The following is a 16684-nucleotide window of genomic DNA, read 5'->3' as shown; positions in this document are numbered from 1 at the left end:
CCGATGAAATCGGAGAAAATGAATTGTTTTTTGGTGCAAACACCAATTTGGAACTAATCTTAATTGGGGAGAAGTCACGAATGCAAGAGAGAAAACTTGACTCGCTGTTTCAGCTTCTTGAGATTTAGTGCTTGCGAAAATACTTACCTACTACAGGCAGTGAGGAGAGCGGAAAATCCGTACGCACAATATAGGTGAGGAAGATGGCGATGAGCACCGTATTAAAGGCAATTCGCGCAACATTATTATCGATGAAATCGGCAAAAAACACCATTCCAACGTAGAGCACTGCAGTGAGTGCAACATAGCGGAAAATGCTTTTGAGCGGATAATTGATGGGGTAGTACTTTTGTCCTACGAAGTAACTCAAGAGCATCGCGACACTGTAGCCTGCCACGCCAGACCATGCGCAAGCCATGTAGCCATATTGTGGAATGAAATAGAGATTGCAAGCCACCAGCACCACACAGCCAGCGGTGGAGAACCAAGCCCCCCAAATGGTGCGGTCGGTGAGTTTATACCAGAAAGAGAGGTTGAAATAAACGCCTTTGATGATTTCTCCCACCATCACCACTGCCACCGTGGGAAGTCCTTCCCAGTAGTCGCGTCCCATGAGGTATTTCAGCACGTCGATATACGCCATCACGAGCAAAAAGGCTGCCAATGTAAAGATGATGAAGTATTTCATCGTGGCAGCGTAGGTGGCGCGATTATCCCCCGATTGGTCATTCTTTGCGGCTGCAAACACAAACGGTTCGTAGGCATAGCGGAAGGCTTGTGTGATGAGCGCCATGATCATGGCAATCTTCACCGCAGCGCCATAAATGCCGAGTTGCACGCGTCCTTCTGTACCAGGCACGAGCCATGGGAAGATGATTTTGTCGATAGTTTGGTTCAAAATGCCTGCAATGCCAAGCACCAACATGGGCCAAGAGTAAGACAGCATTGGACGGATGAGCGAGCGGTCCATGCGCCAGCGCACGCCAAAGAGCTCTTTCCAAAATCCAAAAGTGATGAGCCCTGTGCAGATGAGGTTGACAAAAAATACGTGTCCCACTTCGATTTGCCAACTAGGCATCACGTGTGGAAGAACAACGAAGTAAAGAAGATTGAGCAGGATGTTGAGCGCGATAAAGCTTAGTTTGAGGGCGGCAAACTTGAGAGGACGCTTCAGATAGCGCAAATAGCAGAAGGGGACTGCCTGAAAAGCGTCGAGAGCCACGACGGCTGCCATCATCATCACGTAGTTGTGATGGTCGGGATAGCCCATTTGTGTGGCAATGGGGTCGATGAACGCCCACGCTAAAGCCATAAACAGGATACCGATGCTTCCGACCATCGCCAAAACCGTGGTGTAAACGCGCTCAGGGTCTTTCTCCTCATTTTTGTTGAGAAAGCGGAAGAGCGTCGTCTCCATGCCAAAGGTGAGAATGACAAAGAGGAGCGCAGTGTAGGAATAGACGTTTGTGATGACGCCGTTGGCTCCAGTGCCTGCAGCAAATACGTGTGTGTAGAGTGGAAATAAGAGATAGTTGAGAAAACGCCCCACAATGGAGCTCATGCCGTAGATGGCAGTGTCTTTGGCGAGCGATTGTAGTGATGCCATAGTCCGTGACGGAAAAGAAAAGGTGGAAGACTAACAAAAAGAAGTAGGGGTATAAACACAAAAACGCGCTAATCGTCAGCGTCGATAACGCAGCCAATCAGCGCATTTTGTTGGGTCACCGGGATTCGAACCCAGAATGACAGAACCAAAACCTGTAGTGTTACCATTACACCATGACCCAATTGCGATGCAAAAGTACGAACTCTTTTTGAAACATGCAAGAGTTAGGGCGAAAAAAATGCGAGAATAGTGAGTTTTTTCTGTTTTTTTGCCCGAAAACAAGCTTTTGAGGCTGATTTTGGTGGTAAATGCGCGATATTTTGCGATGTCGGCAAAAACGAAGTGGAGAAGAAGCAGTCAAGATTTCTATCGAATGGCGAGTCTTGCTGGAGCGCTTGAGCATCTTTCCTCAAAAATCTCCAAGGTTGTTCACTTCCTTGCTTCGCTGCATCGTTTGATTTTGCTGTACCCTCTATACTATATGGGAAGATATGGGGGCAAAGAGAGAAAAATCGGCATAAAAGTGACAAAAAATTTTGATGTGTACTAGAAACTGCTTTCTCGACTTTGCAAAACCTAAGGACAACATTTCAGTTTACCTTTGTCCTCTCTGTAAATCCCCCAGATTACGTGCGTGGGTGTTTCTTCTTAAACTTTCCGTCAGTGTCTTTCTTCAAAGCTGCTGACCCTCTATGTAGTTCGTCCTCTCTTGTGAATGTCTACACGTCTGTTCCTAGATACCCTCCTTTTACCCCAATCGGTCATTAGACCGCAATAGTGCTCAGAGTCTAATGACCGATTGGGATTTAAGGTTGCGGCGAACTCTATGTGGAAGCCTTAGCCCTCCGTGCATGCCCGTCTGCGCGTGTGCTCGCGTACGCACATGCGTGTGTGCGCACATTACAGCGATTTCATGCTTTTTGCTTTCACATCCTTCACAGATTTCTTTATAATCAGCTTGTAATGAGTATTATATCCCTGTTTTTGCTCTCTTATTATCGCCTTCTCCTTCATTCCTCCTTTGTTTGAACTGTTAAAATATGTCCGAAATACACCTGTAAATCCTTGTGTCACAGTTTATTGTAGCGATTTCTGTGAAGGTTGTGAAGGATAAAATGCGAAAATCGCTGTAGTGTGCGCGCACGCGTACGCGCGAGAGGTATGATTTTAGATTCGTTTACACTCGCCTGTTTGGACTTCTTTCACTCCCCCTTTTCGCGTTCATTGCTTTTTTCCTAGTTGCTCCAAATTTCGTGCGACTTTTTCTAGAAAATCTCCCACGTTTTCAGAAAAACGTGGGAGAAAAATAAAAATATCTCCGACATAATTTTGTCAATGTCGGAGATATTTGTAATGATAAGATTCTTTCGCCTACCCTCTAGGCAGGGTTGCCATGTCCTTCACGTCTAGCAGTGCTCAGTTTCTAGGCTCTTTCTTATCTCAGGTTGTGAGATAGCATCGGCAACATCTATAGTATATCCACACGCCAACAGAACGATACGCTCATTAGTGGATTATTTTATGGGCTCGATCTCTTGCCTGTTGTTTAATCTCTGGTGTGATGTAAGTTGCTAGGCTCTTGATTAAATAAGCTATTGCCCCGATGTCGTCTGTTAGTCCAACTACGGGGATGAAATCAGGGATAGCATCGACAGGGAGTATTAAGTAACCTAGTACTCCAAGTACTTTCATTTTTTCTGATGTGGGGAGATTGGGAGATTTAGCTAGATAATACAGAAGGCAGACATTGTAGATGGCTTCTTCTCCCAGTTTGCTACTCCATTTTTTTACGGTATTCCAGAGGCTTCCTTCTGAATACTCCTTTTCGTACTTTTGGTAATCTTCCATAGTGGTAAGCGTTGAAGATAAGTAATCAATAGATTTCTTGAACATTTGTGACCTTAATCACCTGGTCTCGGTGGTGAATTTCATTGGGGTGATTGAATTTCTTGGTGTTTTTAGGGGTAGAAAGAATGATGTGTTTGAGAGTACTTAATATGGTTGCAAATCTACGAATAAAAATGAAGAAACAGAATTACAGCACTATTTATTTTGTGACTAGAACACATGCTTCTCCCTCTTCTCAGAAAAAAGACAGGGTGTTTGGTAAAAGGATAACTCCTGCGTTACTTTCAATTTTCAGCTTTGGTCATGTACTTTTGTATGAACCCTTCAGCCTCCATCTCAATGCCTGGCATTTTATCCTTTTATGAAAAAACAAAAAGAGGTGCTGCAAAAACGAGTTTTGCAACACCTCCTATGTTTATAATACTACATCATCGAAAATCGGTGTGCAGTGAGGTAAACCTACAAATTAGAGGTTAGGATTGATTTTGTTCCATTCAGATACGGGAGGAACAATGTTGAGTGTCACGAGTTCGTCGCGCATCTTGCAGAGGTGTTCGTAGCTAGCATCGAGGGCAGCCACTTCGTCAGCAGTACCCACGGGCATCTTGTAGCTGCAGCCGTTAGCATCGAGGACAGTGTCCATAGCCATCATGATGTTTTGATACTTTTCGTTCTTCACGTAAGTACCAGCAGGGTAGCGGAAGGTTTCGCCGCCCATCACGCTGCGAATCATTTCTACAGAGAGGTAAGAAGGGCTTTGGAAAGAAGAGCGACCGCGGAGCTTGATGATAGCAGCACCACCTTGTGTCACGTCCTTGCGCATTTGAGCCCATTCTTCTTCGGGGAACTCAGCAGTGCCGATGATGTCAGAAAGTTTGCGACCAGCGATTTCAACAGCAGAACCGAATACTGCCATTTGTTCACCGTGACCACCGTAAGTGGCGCAACCCTTCACTTCGTTTTGCATCACGCCGAACTTCTTAGCGAGAGCGCTTTGAAGACGAGTAGAGTCGAGCGCAGCGAGCGTAGTCACTTGACCAGGCTTGAGGCCAGAGTAGAGGAGAGTCACGAGACCAGTGAGGTCAGCAGGGTTGAAGATGATAACCACGTGCTTCACGTCGGGGCAGTAAGTCTTGATGTTCTTACCGAGTTCTTCAGCGATTTTGCAGTTACCAGCGAGGAGGTCTTCACGAGTCATACCTTCCTTACGGGGAGCACCACCAGAAGAGATGATGTATTTGGCATCCTTGAAGGCTTCAGCTACGTCGGTAGTAGCAGTGATGCGAGCATCGTTGAAGCCGCATTGGCGCATTTCTTCAGCCACGCCTTCGGGAGAGAATACGTCGTAGAGGCAGATGTTGGAAGTGAGGCCCATCATGAGCGCACTTTGTACCATGTTGGAGCCGATCATGCCAGCTGCGCCAACGATTACCAATTTTTCGTCAGTTAAAAATGCCATTGTTGTTGGGGTTATATAGATGAATAGATGTTTATTCTATTGATATGTCGGTGAACTATGGAGCAAATTTACTCATTACTTTTGGATTCGTGGAGTATTAGCGTAACTTTTTTCGGGGGATTTCTGAAAAAAATGAAGTGGGGATTTGAAAAAAACGAAGCTCTGCTTGCGTGTGTTTATAATTATTGGTAATTTTGCAGCGAAAAGTAAGCAATATACTTGATTTTTCTCCTTCCTTTCAAAAATATCTCTTATGAACGCTTCAAAAGTTCTCGAAGACCTCAAACATCGTTTCCCCAATGAACCTGAGTATCATCAGGCGGTGGAAGAAGTGCTCTCCACTATCGAAGAGGAGTACAACAAGCATCCTGAGTTTGACAAGGTGAATCTCATCGAACGTCTCTGCATCCCAGAGCGTGTCTATACTTTCCGTGTCACTTGGATGGACGACCAAGGCAACATTCGCACCAACATGGGTTACCGTGTGCAGCACAATAATGCCATTGGTCCTTACAAAGGCGGGCTGCGTTTCCACTCTTCGGTGAATCTTGGTATCCTCAAGTTTTTGGCTTTCGAGCAAGTGTTCAAAAATGCGCTCACCACACTCCCTATGGGTGGTGCAAAGGGTGGTTCAGACTTCTCTCCCCGTGGCAAGAGTGCTGCCGAGGTGATGCGTTTCTGTCAAGCCTTTATGCTTGAGTTGCACCGCAACATTGGCGCAGACTGCGACGTACCTGCCGGTGACATCGGTGTGGGTGGTCGCGAAGTGGGCTACATGTTTGGTGCTTATAAGAAATATACACGTCAGTTTGAAGGCGTGCTCACGGGCAAGGGACAGGAATTTGGCGGTAGCCTCATTCGTCCTGAAGCTACGGGCTATGGTAATGTCTATTTCCTCCAACACATGTTGGCGACTCGTGGCGAAACACTCGAAGGCAAGACCGTGCTCATTTCGGGTTCGGGCAATGTGGCGCAATATACTGCAGAGAAGGTGCTCCAACTCGGTGGTAAGGTGCTCACCCTCTCCGATAGTGATGGTTTTGTGTACGATCCCGATGGCATTGATCGCGAGAAACTAGACTATGTGATGGAATTGAAAAACCTCTATCGTGGTCGCATCCGTGAATATGCCGAGGAATATCCTAACGCACAATATTTTGAAGGACAGAAGCCCTGGGGCATCAAGGCTGATATTGCTCTGCCATCTGCTACCCAAAACGAACTCGATGGCGAACACGCCAAGATTTTGGTGGCGAATGGTTGCATTGCCGTGAGCGAGGGTGCTAACATGCCTTCTACTCCCGAAGCTATCCATGTGTTCCAAGAAGCTAAAATCCTCTATGCTCCTGGTAAGGCAGCCAATGCAGGCGGAGTTTCCGTGTCTGGTTTGGAAATGAGTCAAAACTCAGCGCGTCTTTCTTGGACTGCCGAAGAGGTGGATGCTCGTCTTCACCGCATCATGGAAAGCATCCATGAGTCGTGTGTGAAATATGGCACAGAAGCCGATGGCTATGTGAACTATGTGAAAGGAGCGAACATCGCTGGTTTCATGAAGGTGGCAAAAGCCATGATGGCACAAGGCGTGATTTAAATGCTTCATTAGACTCCGTATCACTCTTTGATAAAACAAAAAATCCGTGGACGAATATCACATCGTCCACGGATTTTTTCATGTTGTAAGGAGTTTGTGTTTAGAGTGAGCGGGGATTAGAACCAAAGGCTACCGCTCTCTTTGTCTACTTCTCCCAAGATTTGTTCAAACCACTCGTTGATGGCTTGAGGGATCGAAATCTTGTAGGCGCGAGCCGTAGAAGTGACAAGACGTTGTTCGTCAGCATTGAGCTTGTCGAAAGGTACTCGGTCGAGCTTTTCCCAAAGTCCAGTCTCTTCACGTGAAGCAAAGACGATGAAAGGAATCTTGAATTGTGCTTCCAGGTGACCCATTCCGCGCTGTCCAGCACGAGGAGCCACAAAGCCCGATGGAGTGCCGTCGAGGAATTTCGCGTTGCCTTCAAAGTGGTAGAGGCTGATGTTCAAGTCAAACTGCTTGCGCTCGCGTTTGAACTGGAAGAAGCCTTTCATACCAATTGGATTTTCAGGAGCAAAAATCAGGTCGCGCCCCACGGTGTCGGCACCGGGTAACAGCGTATCAGGTCTCTGCTTGAACTGCCCTATAAGTGCATTGATGTCCTCAAGGCATTCTCCATCACAAAGTTTGCTGAAGAAGAGAGAGCCCAGGCTGCTTCCATAACTGAATGCCTTGCCGCTACTTCCACGTCTGTCCAACACGGATTCGGTAAGTTTTTCAAAGCCCAGCTTTGAGAAAACGTCCATAATATGATAAATTCCACCGAAAGAAGTGATACTCTCGTTTTTAATTGCTACCTTTGTTATGTCAGTTTTTTGCTTACTTGTTATGTTTGCAGCACCAAGATAGGTGAAATTTCTAACATATCCAAGTGTTTTGAAAGCTTTGTTTCTCAGATACTTGGAGTTCTTGTAAGAATTTATGCTGCGGAATTAAGGTAATAAATTATTGCCTCATACAAGTTCTGCAAGAGATAGGAGAATAGGAAGTAATCATTCCAATCATTTGCACTTACAAGGATTCAAACCCAATATAAAAACAGTAGAGTATATAAATGCTCTTCCTGAAGTAGTTGTTATTGGATAACGAAAATGAAAAAAACACTCCTTATATTGATTATTTTATCACTTCCCTTGATATCTAAGGGGAGTGATAACCTTGTTGCTGTTCTTTACTTAAAAAACGGCAGTTACGTATCATCTGATAGCGTATATACATTTCTTAATTTAGATGGAACTCTGTTTGATGAATTAAAATCAAGGAATGGCAATGAACCAACGTGTCTGAAAATAGATAGGGATAATGCGGTCTCATATTATCCGGATTCAATGATTTACGTCTTCTTTTGTAAATTATCACCAACCAGAAAGGTCCTTGTTAAGGTTGGTAATGATTGGAAAATATTAAAAACAAATAGTCCTTTTACAGTCTTACCTACGAAGAGGTATCTTTTATCCTTAGATATTCAGTTAAGAGTTGGTGATATTTTATACGATAAAAGAGATAAGGTGAAAGTGAAAAGATGTATAACACGTCATATTATTGACACAAGAGGAGATTACGTCGCAGTTGAAATAAAGAAAAAGAAGTTGTGGTTTCGATGGAAGAGACATTATCAAGTGACCCCTGATAGATTATTGTATGACTCCTCAATTCCGCAGCATTATTCCTTGTGAGGTACTTTTATGTATTGAAGTGACATTTGCTATTAGATATATTTGCATGACAAAAGGGTGATGTAACAGAGGAACTTAGGAGGGTTTTTGGGATAATACCATTTGTTTTTTCACTACAATAATAAGAACTTTGGTGCTTACACACAACTTTAGGACACCATCGAAATCCTGCTACAGTAGACTCCGTAGTACTCTTTGATAAAACAAAAAATCCGTGGACGATGTGATATTCGTCCACGGATTTTTTCATGTTGTAAGGAGTTTGTGTTTAGAGTGAGCGGGGATTAGAACCAAAGGCTACCGCTCTCTTTGTCTACTTCTCCCAAGATTTGTTCAAACCACTCGTTGATGGCTTGAGGGATCGAAATCTTGTAGGCGCGAGCCGTAGAAGTGACAAGACGTTGTTCGTCAGCATTGAGCTTGTCGAAAGGTACTCGGTCGAGCTTTTCCCAAAGTCCAGTCTCTTCACGTGAAGCAAAGACGATGAAAGGAATCTTGAATTGTGCTTCCAGGTGACCCATTCCGCGCTGTCCAGCACGAGGAGCCACAAAGCCCGATGGAGTGCCGTCGAGGAATTTCGCGTTGCCTTCAAAGTGGTAGAGGCTGATGTTCAAGTCAAACTGCTTGCGCTCGCGTTTGAACTGGAAGAAGCCTTTCATACCAATTGGATTTTCAGGAGCAAAAATCAGGTCGCGCCCCACGGTGTCGGCACCGGGTAACAGCGTATCAGGTCTCTGCTTGAACTGCCCTATAAGTGCATTGATGTCCTCAAGGCATTCTCCATCACAAAGTTTGCTGAAGAAGAGAGAGCCCAGGCTGCTTCCATAACTGAATGCCTTGCCGCTACTTCCACGTCTGTCCAACACGGATTCGGTAAGTTTTTCAAAGCCCAGCTTTGAGAAAACGTCCATAATATGATAAATTCCACCGAAAGAAGTGATACTCTCGTTTTTAATTGCTACCTTTGTTATGTCAGTTTTTTGCTTACTTGTTATGTTTGCAGCACCAAGATAGGTGAAATTTCTAACATATCCAAGTGTTTTGAAAGCTTTGTTTCTCAGATACTTGGAGTTCTTGTAAGAATTTATGCTGCGGAATTAAGGTAATAAATTATTGCCTCATACAAGTTCTGCAAGAGATAGGAGAATAGGAAGTAATCATTCCAATCATTTGCACTTACAAGGATTCAAACCCAATATAAAAACAGTAGAGTATATAAATGCTCTTCCTGAAGTAGTTGTTATTGGATAACGAAAATGAAAAAAACACTCCTTATATTGATTATTTTATCACTTCCCTTGATATCTAAGGGGAGTGATAACCTTGTTGCTGTTCTTTACTTAAAAAACGGCAGTTACGTATCATCTGATAGCGTATATACATTTCTTAATTTAGATGGAACTCTGTTTGATGAATTAAAATCAAGGAATGGCAATGAACCAACGTGTCTGAAAATAGATAGGGATAATGCGGTCTCATATTATCCGGATTCAATGATTTACGTCTTCTTTTGTAAATTATCACCAACCAGAAAGGTCCTTGTTAAGGTTGGTAATGATTGGAAAATATTAAAAACAAATAGTCCTTTTACAGTCTTACCTACGAAGAGGTATCTTTTATCCTTAGATATTCAGTTAAGAGTTGGTGATATTTTATACGATAAAAGAGATAAGGTGAAAGTGAAAAGATGTATAACACGTCATATTATTGACACAAGAGGAGATTACGTCGCAGTTGAAATAAAGAAAAAGAAGTTGTGGTTTCGATGGAAGAGACATTATCAAGTGACCCCTGATAGATTATTGTATGACTCCTCAATTCCGCAGCATTATTCCTTGTGAGGTACTTTTATGTATTGAAGTGACATTTGCTATTAGATATATTTGCATGACAAAAGGGTGATGTAACAGAGGAACTTAGGAGGGTTTTTGGGATAATACCATTTGTTTTTTCACTACAATAATAAGAACTTTGGTGCTTACACACAACTTTAGGACACCATCGAAATCCTGCTACAGTAGACTCCGTAGTACTCTTTGATAAAACAAAAAATCCGTGGACGATGTGATATNGGCTTGAGGCCAGAGTAGAGGAGAGTCACGAGACCAGTGAGGTCAGCAGGGTTGAAGATGATAACCACGTGCTTCACGTCGGGGCAGTAAGTCTTGATGTTCTTACCGAGTTCTTCAGCGATTTTGCAGTTACCAGCGAGGAGGTCTTCACGAGTCATACCTTCCTTACGGGGAGCACCACCAGAAGAGATGATGTATTTGGCATCCTTGAAGGCTTCAGCTACGTCGGTAGTAGCAGTGATGCGAGCATCGTTGAAGCCGCATTGGCGCATTTCTTCAGCCACGCCTTCGGGAGAGAATACGTCGTAGAGGCAGATGTTGGAAGTGAGGCCCATCATGAGCGCACTTTGTACCATGTTGGAGCCGATCATGCCAGCTGCGCCAACGATTACCAATTTTTCGTCAGTTAAAAATGCCATTGTTGTTGGGGTTATATAGATGAATAGATGTTTATTCTATTGATATGTCGGTGAACTATGGAGCAAATTTACTCATTACTTTTGGATTCGTGGAGTATTAGCGTAACTTTTTTCGGGGGATTTCTGAAAAAAATGAAGTGGGGATTTGAAAAAAACGAAGCTCTGCTTGCGTGTGTTTATAATTATTGGTAATTTTGCAGCGAAAAGTAAGCAATATACTTGATTTTTCTCCTTCCTTTCAAAAATATCTCTTATGAACGCTTCAAAAGTTCTCGAAGACCTCAAACATCGTTTCCCCAATGAACCTGAGTATCATCAGGCGGTGGAAGAAGTGCTCTCCACTATCGAAGAGGAGTACAACAAGCATCCTGAGTTTGACAAGGTGAATCTCATCGAACGTCTCTGCATCCCAGAGCGTGTCTATACTTTCCGTGTCACTTGGATGGACGACCAAGGCAACATTCGCACCAACATGGGTTACCGTGTGCAGCACAATAATGCCATTGGTCCTTACAAAGGCGGGCTGCGTTTCCACTCTTCGGTGAATCTTGGTATCCTCAAGTTTTTGGCTTTCGAGCAAGTGTTCAAAAATGCGCTCACCACACTCCCTATGGGTGGTGCAAAGGGTGGTTCAGACTTCTCTCCCCGTGGCAAGAGTGCTGCCGAGGTGATGCGTTTCTGTCAAGCCTTTATGCTTGAGTTGCACCGCAACATTGGCGCAGACTGCGACGTACCTGCCGGTGACATCGGTGTGGGTGGTCGCGAAGTGGGCTACATGTTTGGTGCTTATAAGAAATATACACGTCAGTTTGAAGGCGTGCTCACGGGCAAGGGACAGGAATTTGGCGGTAGCCTCATTCGTCCTGAAGCTACGGGCTATGGTAATGTCTATTTCCTCCAACACATGTTGGCGACTCGTGGCGAAACACTCGAAGGCAAGACCGTGCTCATTTCGGGTTCGGGCAATGTGGCGCAATATACTGCAGAGAAGGTGCTCCAACTCGGTGGTAAGGTGCTCACCCTCTCCGATAGTGATGGTTTTGTGTACGATCCCGATGGCATTGATCGCGAGAAACTAGACTATGTGATGGAATTGAAAAACCTCTATCGTGGTCGCATCCGTGAATATGCCGAGGAATATCCTAACGCACAATATTTTGAAGGACAGAAGCCCTGGGGCATCAAGGCTGATATTGCTCTGCCATCTGCTACCCAAAACGAACTCGATGGCGAACACGCCAAGATTTTGGTGGCGAATGGTTGCATTGCCGTGAGCGAGGGTGCTAACATGCCTTCTACTCCCGAAGCTATCCATGTGTTCCAAGAAGCTAAAATCCTCTATGCTCCTGGTAAGGCAGCCAATGCAGGCGGAGTTTCCGTGTCTGGTTTGGAAATGAGTCAAAACTCAGCGCGTCTTTCTTGGACTGCCGAAGAGGTGGATGCTCGTCTTCACCGCATCATGGAAAGCATCCATGAGTCGTGTGTGAAATATGGCACAGAAGCCGATGGCTATGTGAACTATGTGAAAGGAGCGAACATCGCTGGTTTCATGAAGGTGGCAAAAGCCATGATGGCACAAGGCGTGATTTAAATGCTTCATTAGACTCCGTATCACTCTTTGATAAAACAAAAAATCCGTGGACGAATATCACATCGTCCACGGATTTTTTCATGTTGTAAGGAGTTTGTGTTTAGAGTGAGCGGGGATTAGAACCAAAGGCTACCGCTCTCTTTGTCTACTTCTCCCAAGATTTGTTCAAACCACTCGTTGATGGCTTGAGGGATCGAAATCTTGTAGGCGCGAGCCGTAGAAGTGACAAGACGTTGTTCGTCAGCATTGAGCTTGTCGAAAGGTACTCGGTCGAGCTTTTCCCAAAGTCCAGTCTCTTCACGTGAAGCAAAGACGATGAAAGGAATCTTGAATTGTGCTTCCAGGTGACCCATTCCGCGCTGTCCAGCACGAGGAGCCACAAAGCCCGATGGAGTGCCGTCGAGGAATTTCGCGTTGCCTTCAAAGTGGTAGAGGCTGATGTTCAAGTCAAACTGCTTGCGCTCGCGTTTGAACTGGAAGAAGCCTTTCATACCGATGGGATTTTCAGGAGTAAAAATCAGGTCGTCGCCCTTCTTGCCAATGACACGTGAACCGCGAAGTGTGGCAGCTGGAATGGTTTTTCCATCCACGGTGGTGGCTTTCAAAATGCCATCGGTGGGATTAGTGTCCATGTAGATGTAGTCCATCAGAGAGTCTGTGACGTTGTCATATTCTTGAGCTTTGCCATCGAAAGTGGGGCGCACATTGCTGGCTTGGAAGAAGTGCTGATGCGCTTTGCTTTCGCCATTTTCTGCGATGGTGCTTGTGATGTCTTTGCCATCCTTGTCGTAGTATTTGATCCACAAACCATAAGGATAGCGATATTCGTTGGAACTCATCACGCGAAACACGGAGTCACTGCCTTCTGCCAACTTCCATTGGTTGCCTTCGCGCACATAGGTGATGTGCTGCACCGCCTTTTTGTAGAGCATGCCCTTGGCATCGGCATCTTGGTGGAAGGCTACACCATGGAAATGACCACCAGCCAGGGTCAGTTGTACTTTGGCAGGCGCATCTTCGTCCTCGTGAGGAGTTTCTGATTTGCCGTTGTCTGGTTGAAGAGGAGTATTGTGCTGGGGGCGAATCCAAGTTTCGTCTTTTCCGCAGGCTGCAAAAGTGAAGCCGCAGAGCAAGACCATGAGGAGAGAGAGAATCTTCTTGTTCATCTTGATATTGTGTTATAAAAGTTCGTGATTATTTTTGTGTAGAGGGTGCCTGAGTCACAGATACGGGGAAGCGCATTGCCACATCCCAAGCATCTTCGCTACGTTGTCCAGGTGTGGGTGCGTAGAAAGGAGAGATAGTGTGGTTGACGCGATTGTATTTTGAAATACGAGCGTGCATAAGGCGCGTGTTGATTTCAAAATTGCGTACTTGTTTGAAGCGGAAATAACCCTTAAATCCGATAGGGTTGTCTTTGCCAATCCAGCGCACCCCATTGTTGCCCATTTCTAGTGACCATGGATCTGTGTCGCCATACACATAGTCAAACACAGCATTGGATTTGACTTCTTTATGCTCGAGCATGCCGTCGGCGGTCTTCACATTTTCGGCTGTGAAGAAGTGTTGGTGAATTTTATCTTGTCCGTTTTCTACAAACTGATACGTAATATCTTTGTGTTCAAGATCGTAGTAGCGGATGTCGAGACGGTAGACTTGTGTGGGGTCTTCGCTAGCTTGATACACCTCAAAGCCTGCATTGCTGCCTGCCTTGGGAGCCCAACCAATCTCTTTTTGGAGGGAGTATTCGATGGTCTGACGACTACGTTGTGGCATCGTGGGATTGAGCTGTGGGGTGAACACTTGATTCACGAGAGTGCCGGGAGTGAGCGTCAATACCACACTGATGGGGTCACCGTGGTCTTTACTTTTGCGTTCATCTACTGGTTCGCGCACAGTGGAGTTGCAGCTGACAAAGGCTATGAATAGCGCAAACATCAGCGATAGGAGAGAGAAGGATTTGTTCATATTCTTGTGCAATGTTAAGAGGGGTAGCCTCGTTTGTATTCAGATTCTAGTGGAATGTTAGAAATCCCAGGTGAGCATCAAGCGCACATCTCGTCCGAGGTCGTGGGCATAATAGCGGAAACGATTGGTGTATTCACGATAGGTGAGATTGAAAATATTGTCGGCCGTGAGGAGAATGTGGAGGTGATGTCCATTGCGCATCACGAAGTTTGCACTCAAGTCGGCACCCCAAAGTTGATAGGCAGGTGGGGTGTGGTCAATCAAGTCGGCTTTTGCATCAAATCGTGTCTGTTTGGCAACAAAGCGGTGCGTCACCTTGGCATGGATGTCGTGGAGGTGTCCCAGATTGCCGAAATGATAAGCCAAACTTTGCGTGGCGCGGAAAGAGGGGATGTAGGGGAGAGGACGATTAGTCTTTGTTTCATTCGCCCATACCATGCTCGCACCTAAGGTGTAATGGAGTTTCGGAGTGATTTTCGCAGAAAAATCGCCATCAATGCCACGGAAAAAAGCATTGGCGCTGCGATATTGAAACACGGGATAGGCTCCTGACACCATGGTGATGACTTCTTGCGTGGGCTCATCGTAGATGTAATGGTCAATCCATTGCAGATAAGCATCCACTGAAGCGGTGATGTGCTTAGAGGCATAACGCAAGGAGGTTACCCATTTTGCGCTCACCTCGGGGCGGAGTGTGGAGTCGCCACGGGCAAATAGACCACTGGATTGTTCCACGCCATAGCTGTACAACTCATGCACGTGAGGAGCGCGCCAGGCTGTGCCGAAATTGGTGAGTACATCGAGTTGAGGCAACACATGATAGTGCGCGCCAGCAGAGTAGGTGAAGTTGGGGTAGCGGGTCAAGTTGCCATAATTCTCCCCATAGATGTTTTTGCCGCGTGCATCAATGGTTTGGTGATCGGCCCGTGCTCCAAGTTCTGCGCCCCAATCGTGGCCCGTGTATTTCTGAATGCCGTAGACCCCGAGGTTTTGTTGAGTGTAGTTGGGGATGATGGGTACTACTCCGGTGCCTGGTTCGTTGTAATTGTCGATTGTGCCGTAGAAAGCCCCGATTTCGCTAGACCAGTTGTCAGCGTAAGTGTGTTTCCACTGAGCGTCGGTCTGAAAGTTGTTGAGGCGCAAATCCAAGGTGGGAACCATGGAACGATAGTTTCTGCGCTGATTGTATTCGCGGCGGTCGTCGTGCTGCCAGGCGGTTTTTATGGACAATCGGCTTTTGTTGGCGAAGGTGTAGCGCCCTTCCAACTTTCCCACGTGGTGCATGACCTTTTGGTGTGGATAGTCGATGCTGCGCGTCCAGGGATAGAAATTGACAGGCTGTCCTATTTTGATACGCTCGCGCAAGAGTTCTTCATCTCCCATCTGTGCACTGAAGAGCACGCCCACTTGGGTGGAGTAAAAACTGTAGAAGCCTTGCAATTCTAGACGTGAGTTGCGCCAGCCCAACGCAGCGGATGCGGTGACTTCTCGCATGCCAGTATTGTTAAGAAGATAGCTACCAGTGCTGCGGTCGCCACCATTGACATAAGTGCCTTGTGCTCGCCAAGCCGCATCGCCGCCGAAGAGTGGAAAACTTTGACTCAAATGCTGGGTCACGGCATATTTTCGTCCATTGCTGCCGTAGAGTCCACTCAATTTACCCATGATTTTTCGTTGACCATAGGGTAAGGGCTGAGCATCCATCAAGACGACACCACCAAGAGCTTCCGAACCATAGCGCACGGCTTCTGCACCTTTCACCACGGTGACCCGACCTGCCGCACTGGCGTCGAGCTCGGGCGCGTGATCCACGCCCCATTGTTGTCCTTGCTGGCGCACTCCATTGTTCATAATCAACAAGCGGTTGCCATACATGCCGTGCACCACGGGTTTGGCGATGGTTGATCCTGTCTGAATCATGCTCACGCCACTCACTTGTTCGAGCATTCCGGCGAAAGTGTTTCCCAGATTTTTGGCAATGTCAGCGGTCCCAATGGTGTTTGCCACTGCATTTTGCGTGTGCATCACGCGTTGTCCGCTCACCACAGCTTCGTTGAGCTGGTTGCTCATGGGGAGTATCTGCACACGCAGAGGTTGGTGGTGGCGCACTTCCTGCACGGCAACTGCCAAAGGATAGTAGCCGATGGCACGAAGCAGCAAACTGTCGCCTTTGAGTTGAGAAGACGCGATGTGCAATGTGCCGTCGCTAGCAGAGGGAGCAATGTCTTTGTGTCGCGCCACGCTTACTCCCATCACGGGAATACCATTATCGGCATCCAGCACAATGATGCGGAAGAAATTAGAATTTTGAGCAAATGTAGGCAATGCGGCAGATAGTAGGCACAGCACAACCATCAACCACAAGGCGAAATTCATGGAGAAAAATCGCTTCATAGAGAAATCCTAAGTCATCGTCTCACACTTCGGACGGTAGCTGAGGACGCACGAAGAAATGAT

At 46.0% G+C, this 16684-nt stretch carries 10 protein-coding genes, 1 tRNA gene and 3 pseudogenes; 4 read left to right on the top strand and 10 right to left on the bottom strand.

All coding sequences use genetic code 11. The annotated features are described in order from the left end of the window. Nucleotides 1-124: 124 nt before the first annotated feature. From BQ2633_RS05465 to BQ2633_RS05445, 4 genes are all read right to left on the bottom strand, one after another. Complete coding sequence (locus BQ2633_RS05465; protein ID WP_075565603.1) at nt 125-1606, bottom strand: oligosaccharide flippase family protein; 1482 nt, start codon at nt 1604-1606, stop codon at nt 125-127. A gap of 110 nt (nt 1607-1716) precedes the next feature. After that, nucleotides 1717-1787, bottom strand: a tRNA-Gln gene (locus BQ2633_RS05460). Between the two features lie 1325 nt (nt 1788-3112). After that, nucleotides 3113-3499 (bottom strand): YkvA family protein, encoded by a 387-nt coding sequence (locus BQ2633_RS05450; RefSeq protein ID WP_083233963.1) that lies wholly within the window; start codon nt 3497-3499, stop codon nt 3113-3115. 421 nt (nt 3500-3920) lie between these two features. Continuing rightward, nucleotides 3921-4913: a malate dehydrogenase gene (locus tag BQ2633_RS05445; RefSeq protein ID WP_075565599.1), complete on the bottom strand. Its 993-nt coding sequence runs from the start codon at nt 4911-4913 to the stop codon at nt 3921-3923. Nucleotides 4914-5166: 253 nt separating this feature from the next. On the opposite strand from BQ2633_RS05445, the gene BQ2633_RS05440 reads away from it, so the two are divergent. Continuing rightward, on the top strand, nt 5167-6504 hold the full coding sequence (locus tag BQ2633_RS05440) for an NADP-specific glutamate dehydrogenase (RefSeq protein ID WP_075565593.1): 1338 nt from the start codon (nt 5167-5169) through the stop codon (nt 6502-6504). Nucleotides 6505-7022: 518 nt separating this feature from the next. Here BQ2633_RS05440 and BQ2633_RS05435 read toward each other — a convergent pair. After that, a pseudogene (locus BQ2633_RS05435) lies at nt 7023-7307 on the bottom strand (IS1380 family transposase); the annotation flags it as partial. A gap of 285 nt (nt 7308-7592) precedes the next feature. Between BQ2633_RS05435 and BQ2633_RS05425 the strand changes: the two are divergent. Next, complete coding sequence (locus BQ2633_RS05425; protein ID WP_075565595.1) at nt 7593-8177, top strand: hypothetical protein; 585 nt, start codon at nt 7593-7595, stop codon at nt 8175-8177. Nucleotides 8178-8863: 686 nt separating this feature from the next. Here the strand turns inward: BQ2633_RS05425 and BQ2633_RS05420 are convergent. After that, nucleotides 8864-9148: pseudogene (locus tag BQ2633_RS05420) on the bottom strand (IS1380 family transposase); the annotation flags it as partial. 285 nt (nt 9149-9433) lie between these two features. Here BQ2633_RS05420 and BQ2633_RS05410 point away from each other — a divergent pair. After that, nucleotides 9434-10018, top strand: a complete 585-nt coding sequence (locus BQ2633_RS05410; RefSeq protein WP_075565595.1) for a hypothetical protein — start codon at nt 9434-9436, stop codon at nt 10016-10018. A 233-nt stretch (nt 10019-10251) separates the two neighbouring features. On the opposite strand, the pseudogene BQ2633_RS05405 reads toward BQ2633_RS05410, so the two are convergent. After that, a pseudogene (locus BQ2633_RS05405) lies at nt 10252-10668 on the bottom strand (lactate/malate family dehydrogenase); the annotation flags it as partial. Between the two features lie 253 nt (nt 10669-10921). Here BQ2633_RS05405 and BQ2633_RS05400 point away from each other — a divergent pair. Further along, on the top strand, nt 10922-12259 hold the full coding sequence (locus BQ2633_RS05400; RefSeq protein WP_075565593.1) for an NADP-specific glutamate dehydrogenase: 1338 nt from the start codon (nt 10922-10924) through the stop codon (nt 12257-12259). Between the two features lie 116 nt (nt 12260-12375). On the opposite strand, the gene BQ2633_RS05395 is transcribed toward BQ2633_RS05400, so the two are convergent. Genes BQ2633_RS05395 through BQ2633_RS05385 form a run of 3 tightly spaced genes read right to left on the bottom strand, consistent with a single transcriptional unit; the run spans nt 12376 to nt 16621 of the window. Next, nucleotides 12376-13425: a hypothetical protein gene (locus tag BQ2633_RS05395; RefSeq protein WP_075565591.1), complete on the bottom strand. Its 1050-nt coding sequence runs from the start codon at nt 13423-13425 to the stop codon at nt 12376-12378. Between the two features lie 28 nt (nt 13426-13453). Continuing rightward, on the bottom strand, nt 13454-14227 hold the full coding sequence (locus BQ2633_RS05390; protein WP_141700143.1) for a hypothetical protein: 774 nt from the start codon (nt 14225-14227) through the stop codon (nt 13454-13456). A 57-nt stretch (nt 14228-14284) separates the two neighbouring features. Continuing rightward, complete coding sequence (locus BQ2633_RS05385) at nt 14285-16621, bottom strand: TonB-dependent receptor (protein ID WP_083233962.1); 2337 nt, start codon at nt 16619-16621, stop codon at nt 14285-14287. Nucleotides 16622-16684: the final 63 nt, after the last annotated feature.

The sequence above is a fragment of the Ihuprevotella massiliensis genome (genome assembly GCA_900095835.1).
GTDB lineage: Bacteria > Bacteroidota > Bacteroidia > Bacteroidales > Bacteroidaceae > Alloprevotella > Alloprevotella massiliensis.
This window is presented reverse-complemented; position numbering and strand designations above follow the sequence as displayed.

Excerpts from the sequence above, each read along its gene's own strand:
- BQ2633_RS05465 (WP_075565603.1), bottom strand. The coding sequence starts at position 1,606 with ATGGCATCACTACAATCGCTCGCCAAAGACACTGCCATCTACGGCATG.
- BQ2633_RS05450 (WP_083233963.1), bottom strand. The coding sequence starts at position 3,499 with ATGTTCAAGAAATCTATTGATTACTTATCTTCAACGCTTACCACTATG.
- BQ2633_RS05445 (WP_075565599.1), bottom strand. The coding sequence starts at position 4,913 with ATGGCATTTTTAACTGACGAAAAATTGGTAATCGTTGGCGCAGCTGGC.
- BQ2633_RS05440 (WP_075565593.1), top strand. The coding sequence starts at position 5,167 with ATGAACGCTTCAAAAGTTCTCGAAGACCTCAAACATCGTTTCCCCAAT.
- BQ2633_RS05425 (WP_075565595.1), top strand. The coding sequence starts at position 7,593 with ATGAAAAAAACACTCCTTATATTGATTATTTTATCACTTCCCTTGATA.
- BQ2633_RS05410 (WP_075565595.1), top strand. The coding sequence starts at position 9,434 with ATGAAAAAAACACTCCTTATATTGATTATTTTATCACTTCCCTTGATA.
- BQ2633_RS05400 (WP_075565593.1), top strand. The coding sequence starts at position 10,922 with ATGAACGCTTCAAAAGTTCTCGAAGACCTCAAACATCGTTTCCCCAAT.
- BQ2633_RS05395 (WP_075565591.1), bottom strand. The coding sequence starts at position 13,425 with ATGAACAAGAAGATTCTCTCTCTCCTCATGGTCTTGCTCTGCGGCTTC.
- BQ2633_RS05390 (WP_141700143.1), bottom strand. The coding sequence starts at position 14,227 with ATGAACAAATCCTTCTCTCTCCTATCGCTGATGTTTGCGCTATTCATA.
- BQ2633_RS05385 (WP_083233962.1), bottom strand. The coding sequence starts at position 16,621 with ATGAAGCGATTTTTCTCCATGAATTTCGCCTTGTGGTTGATGGTTGTG.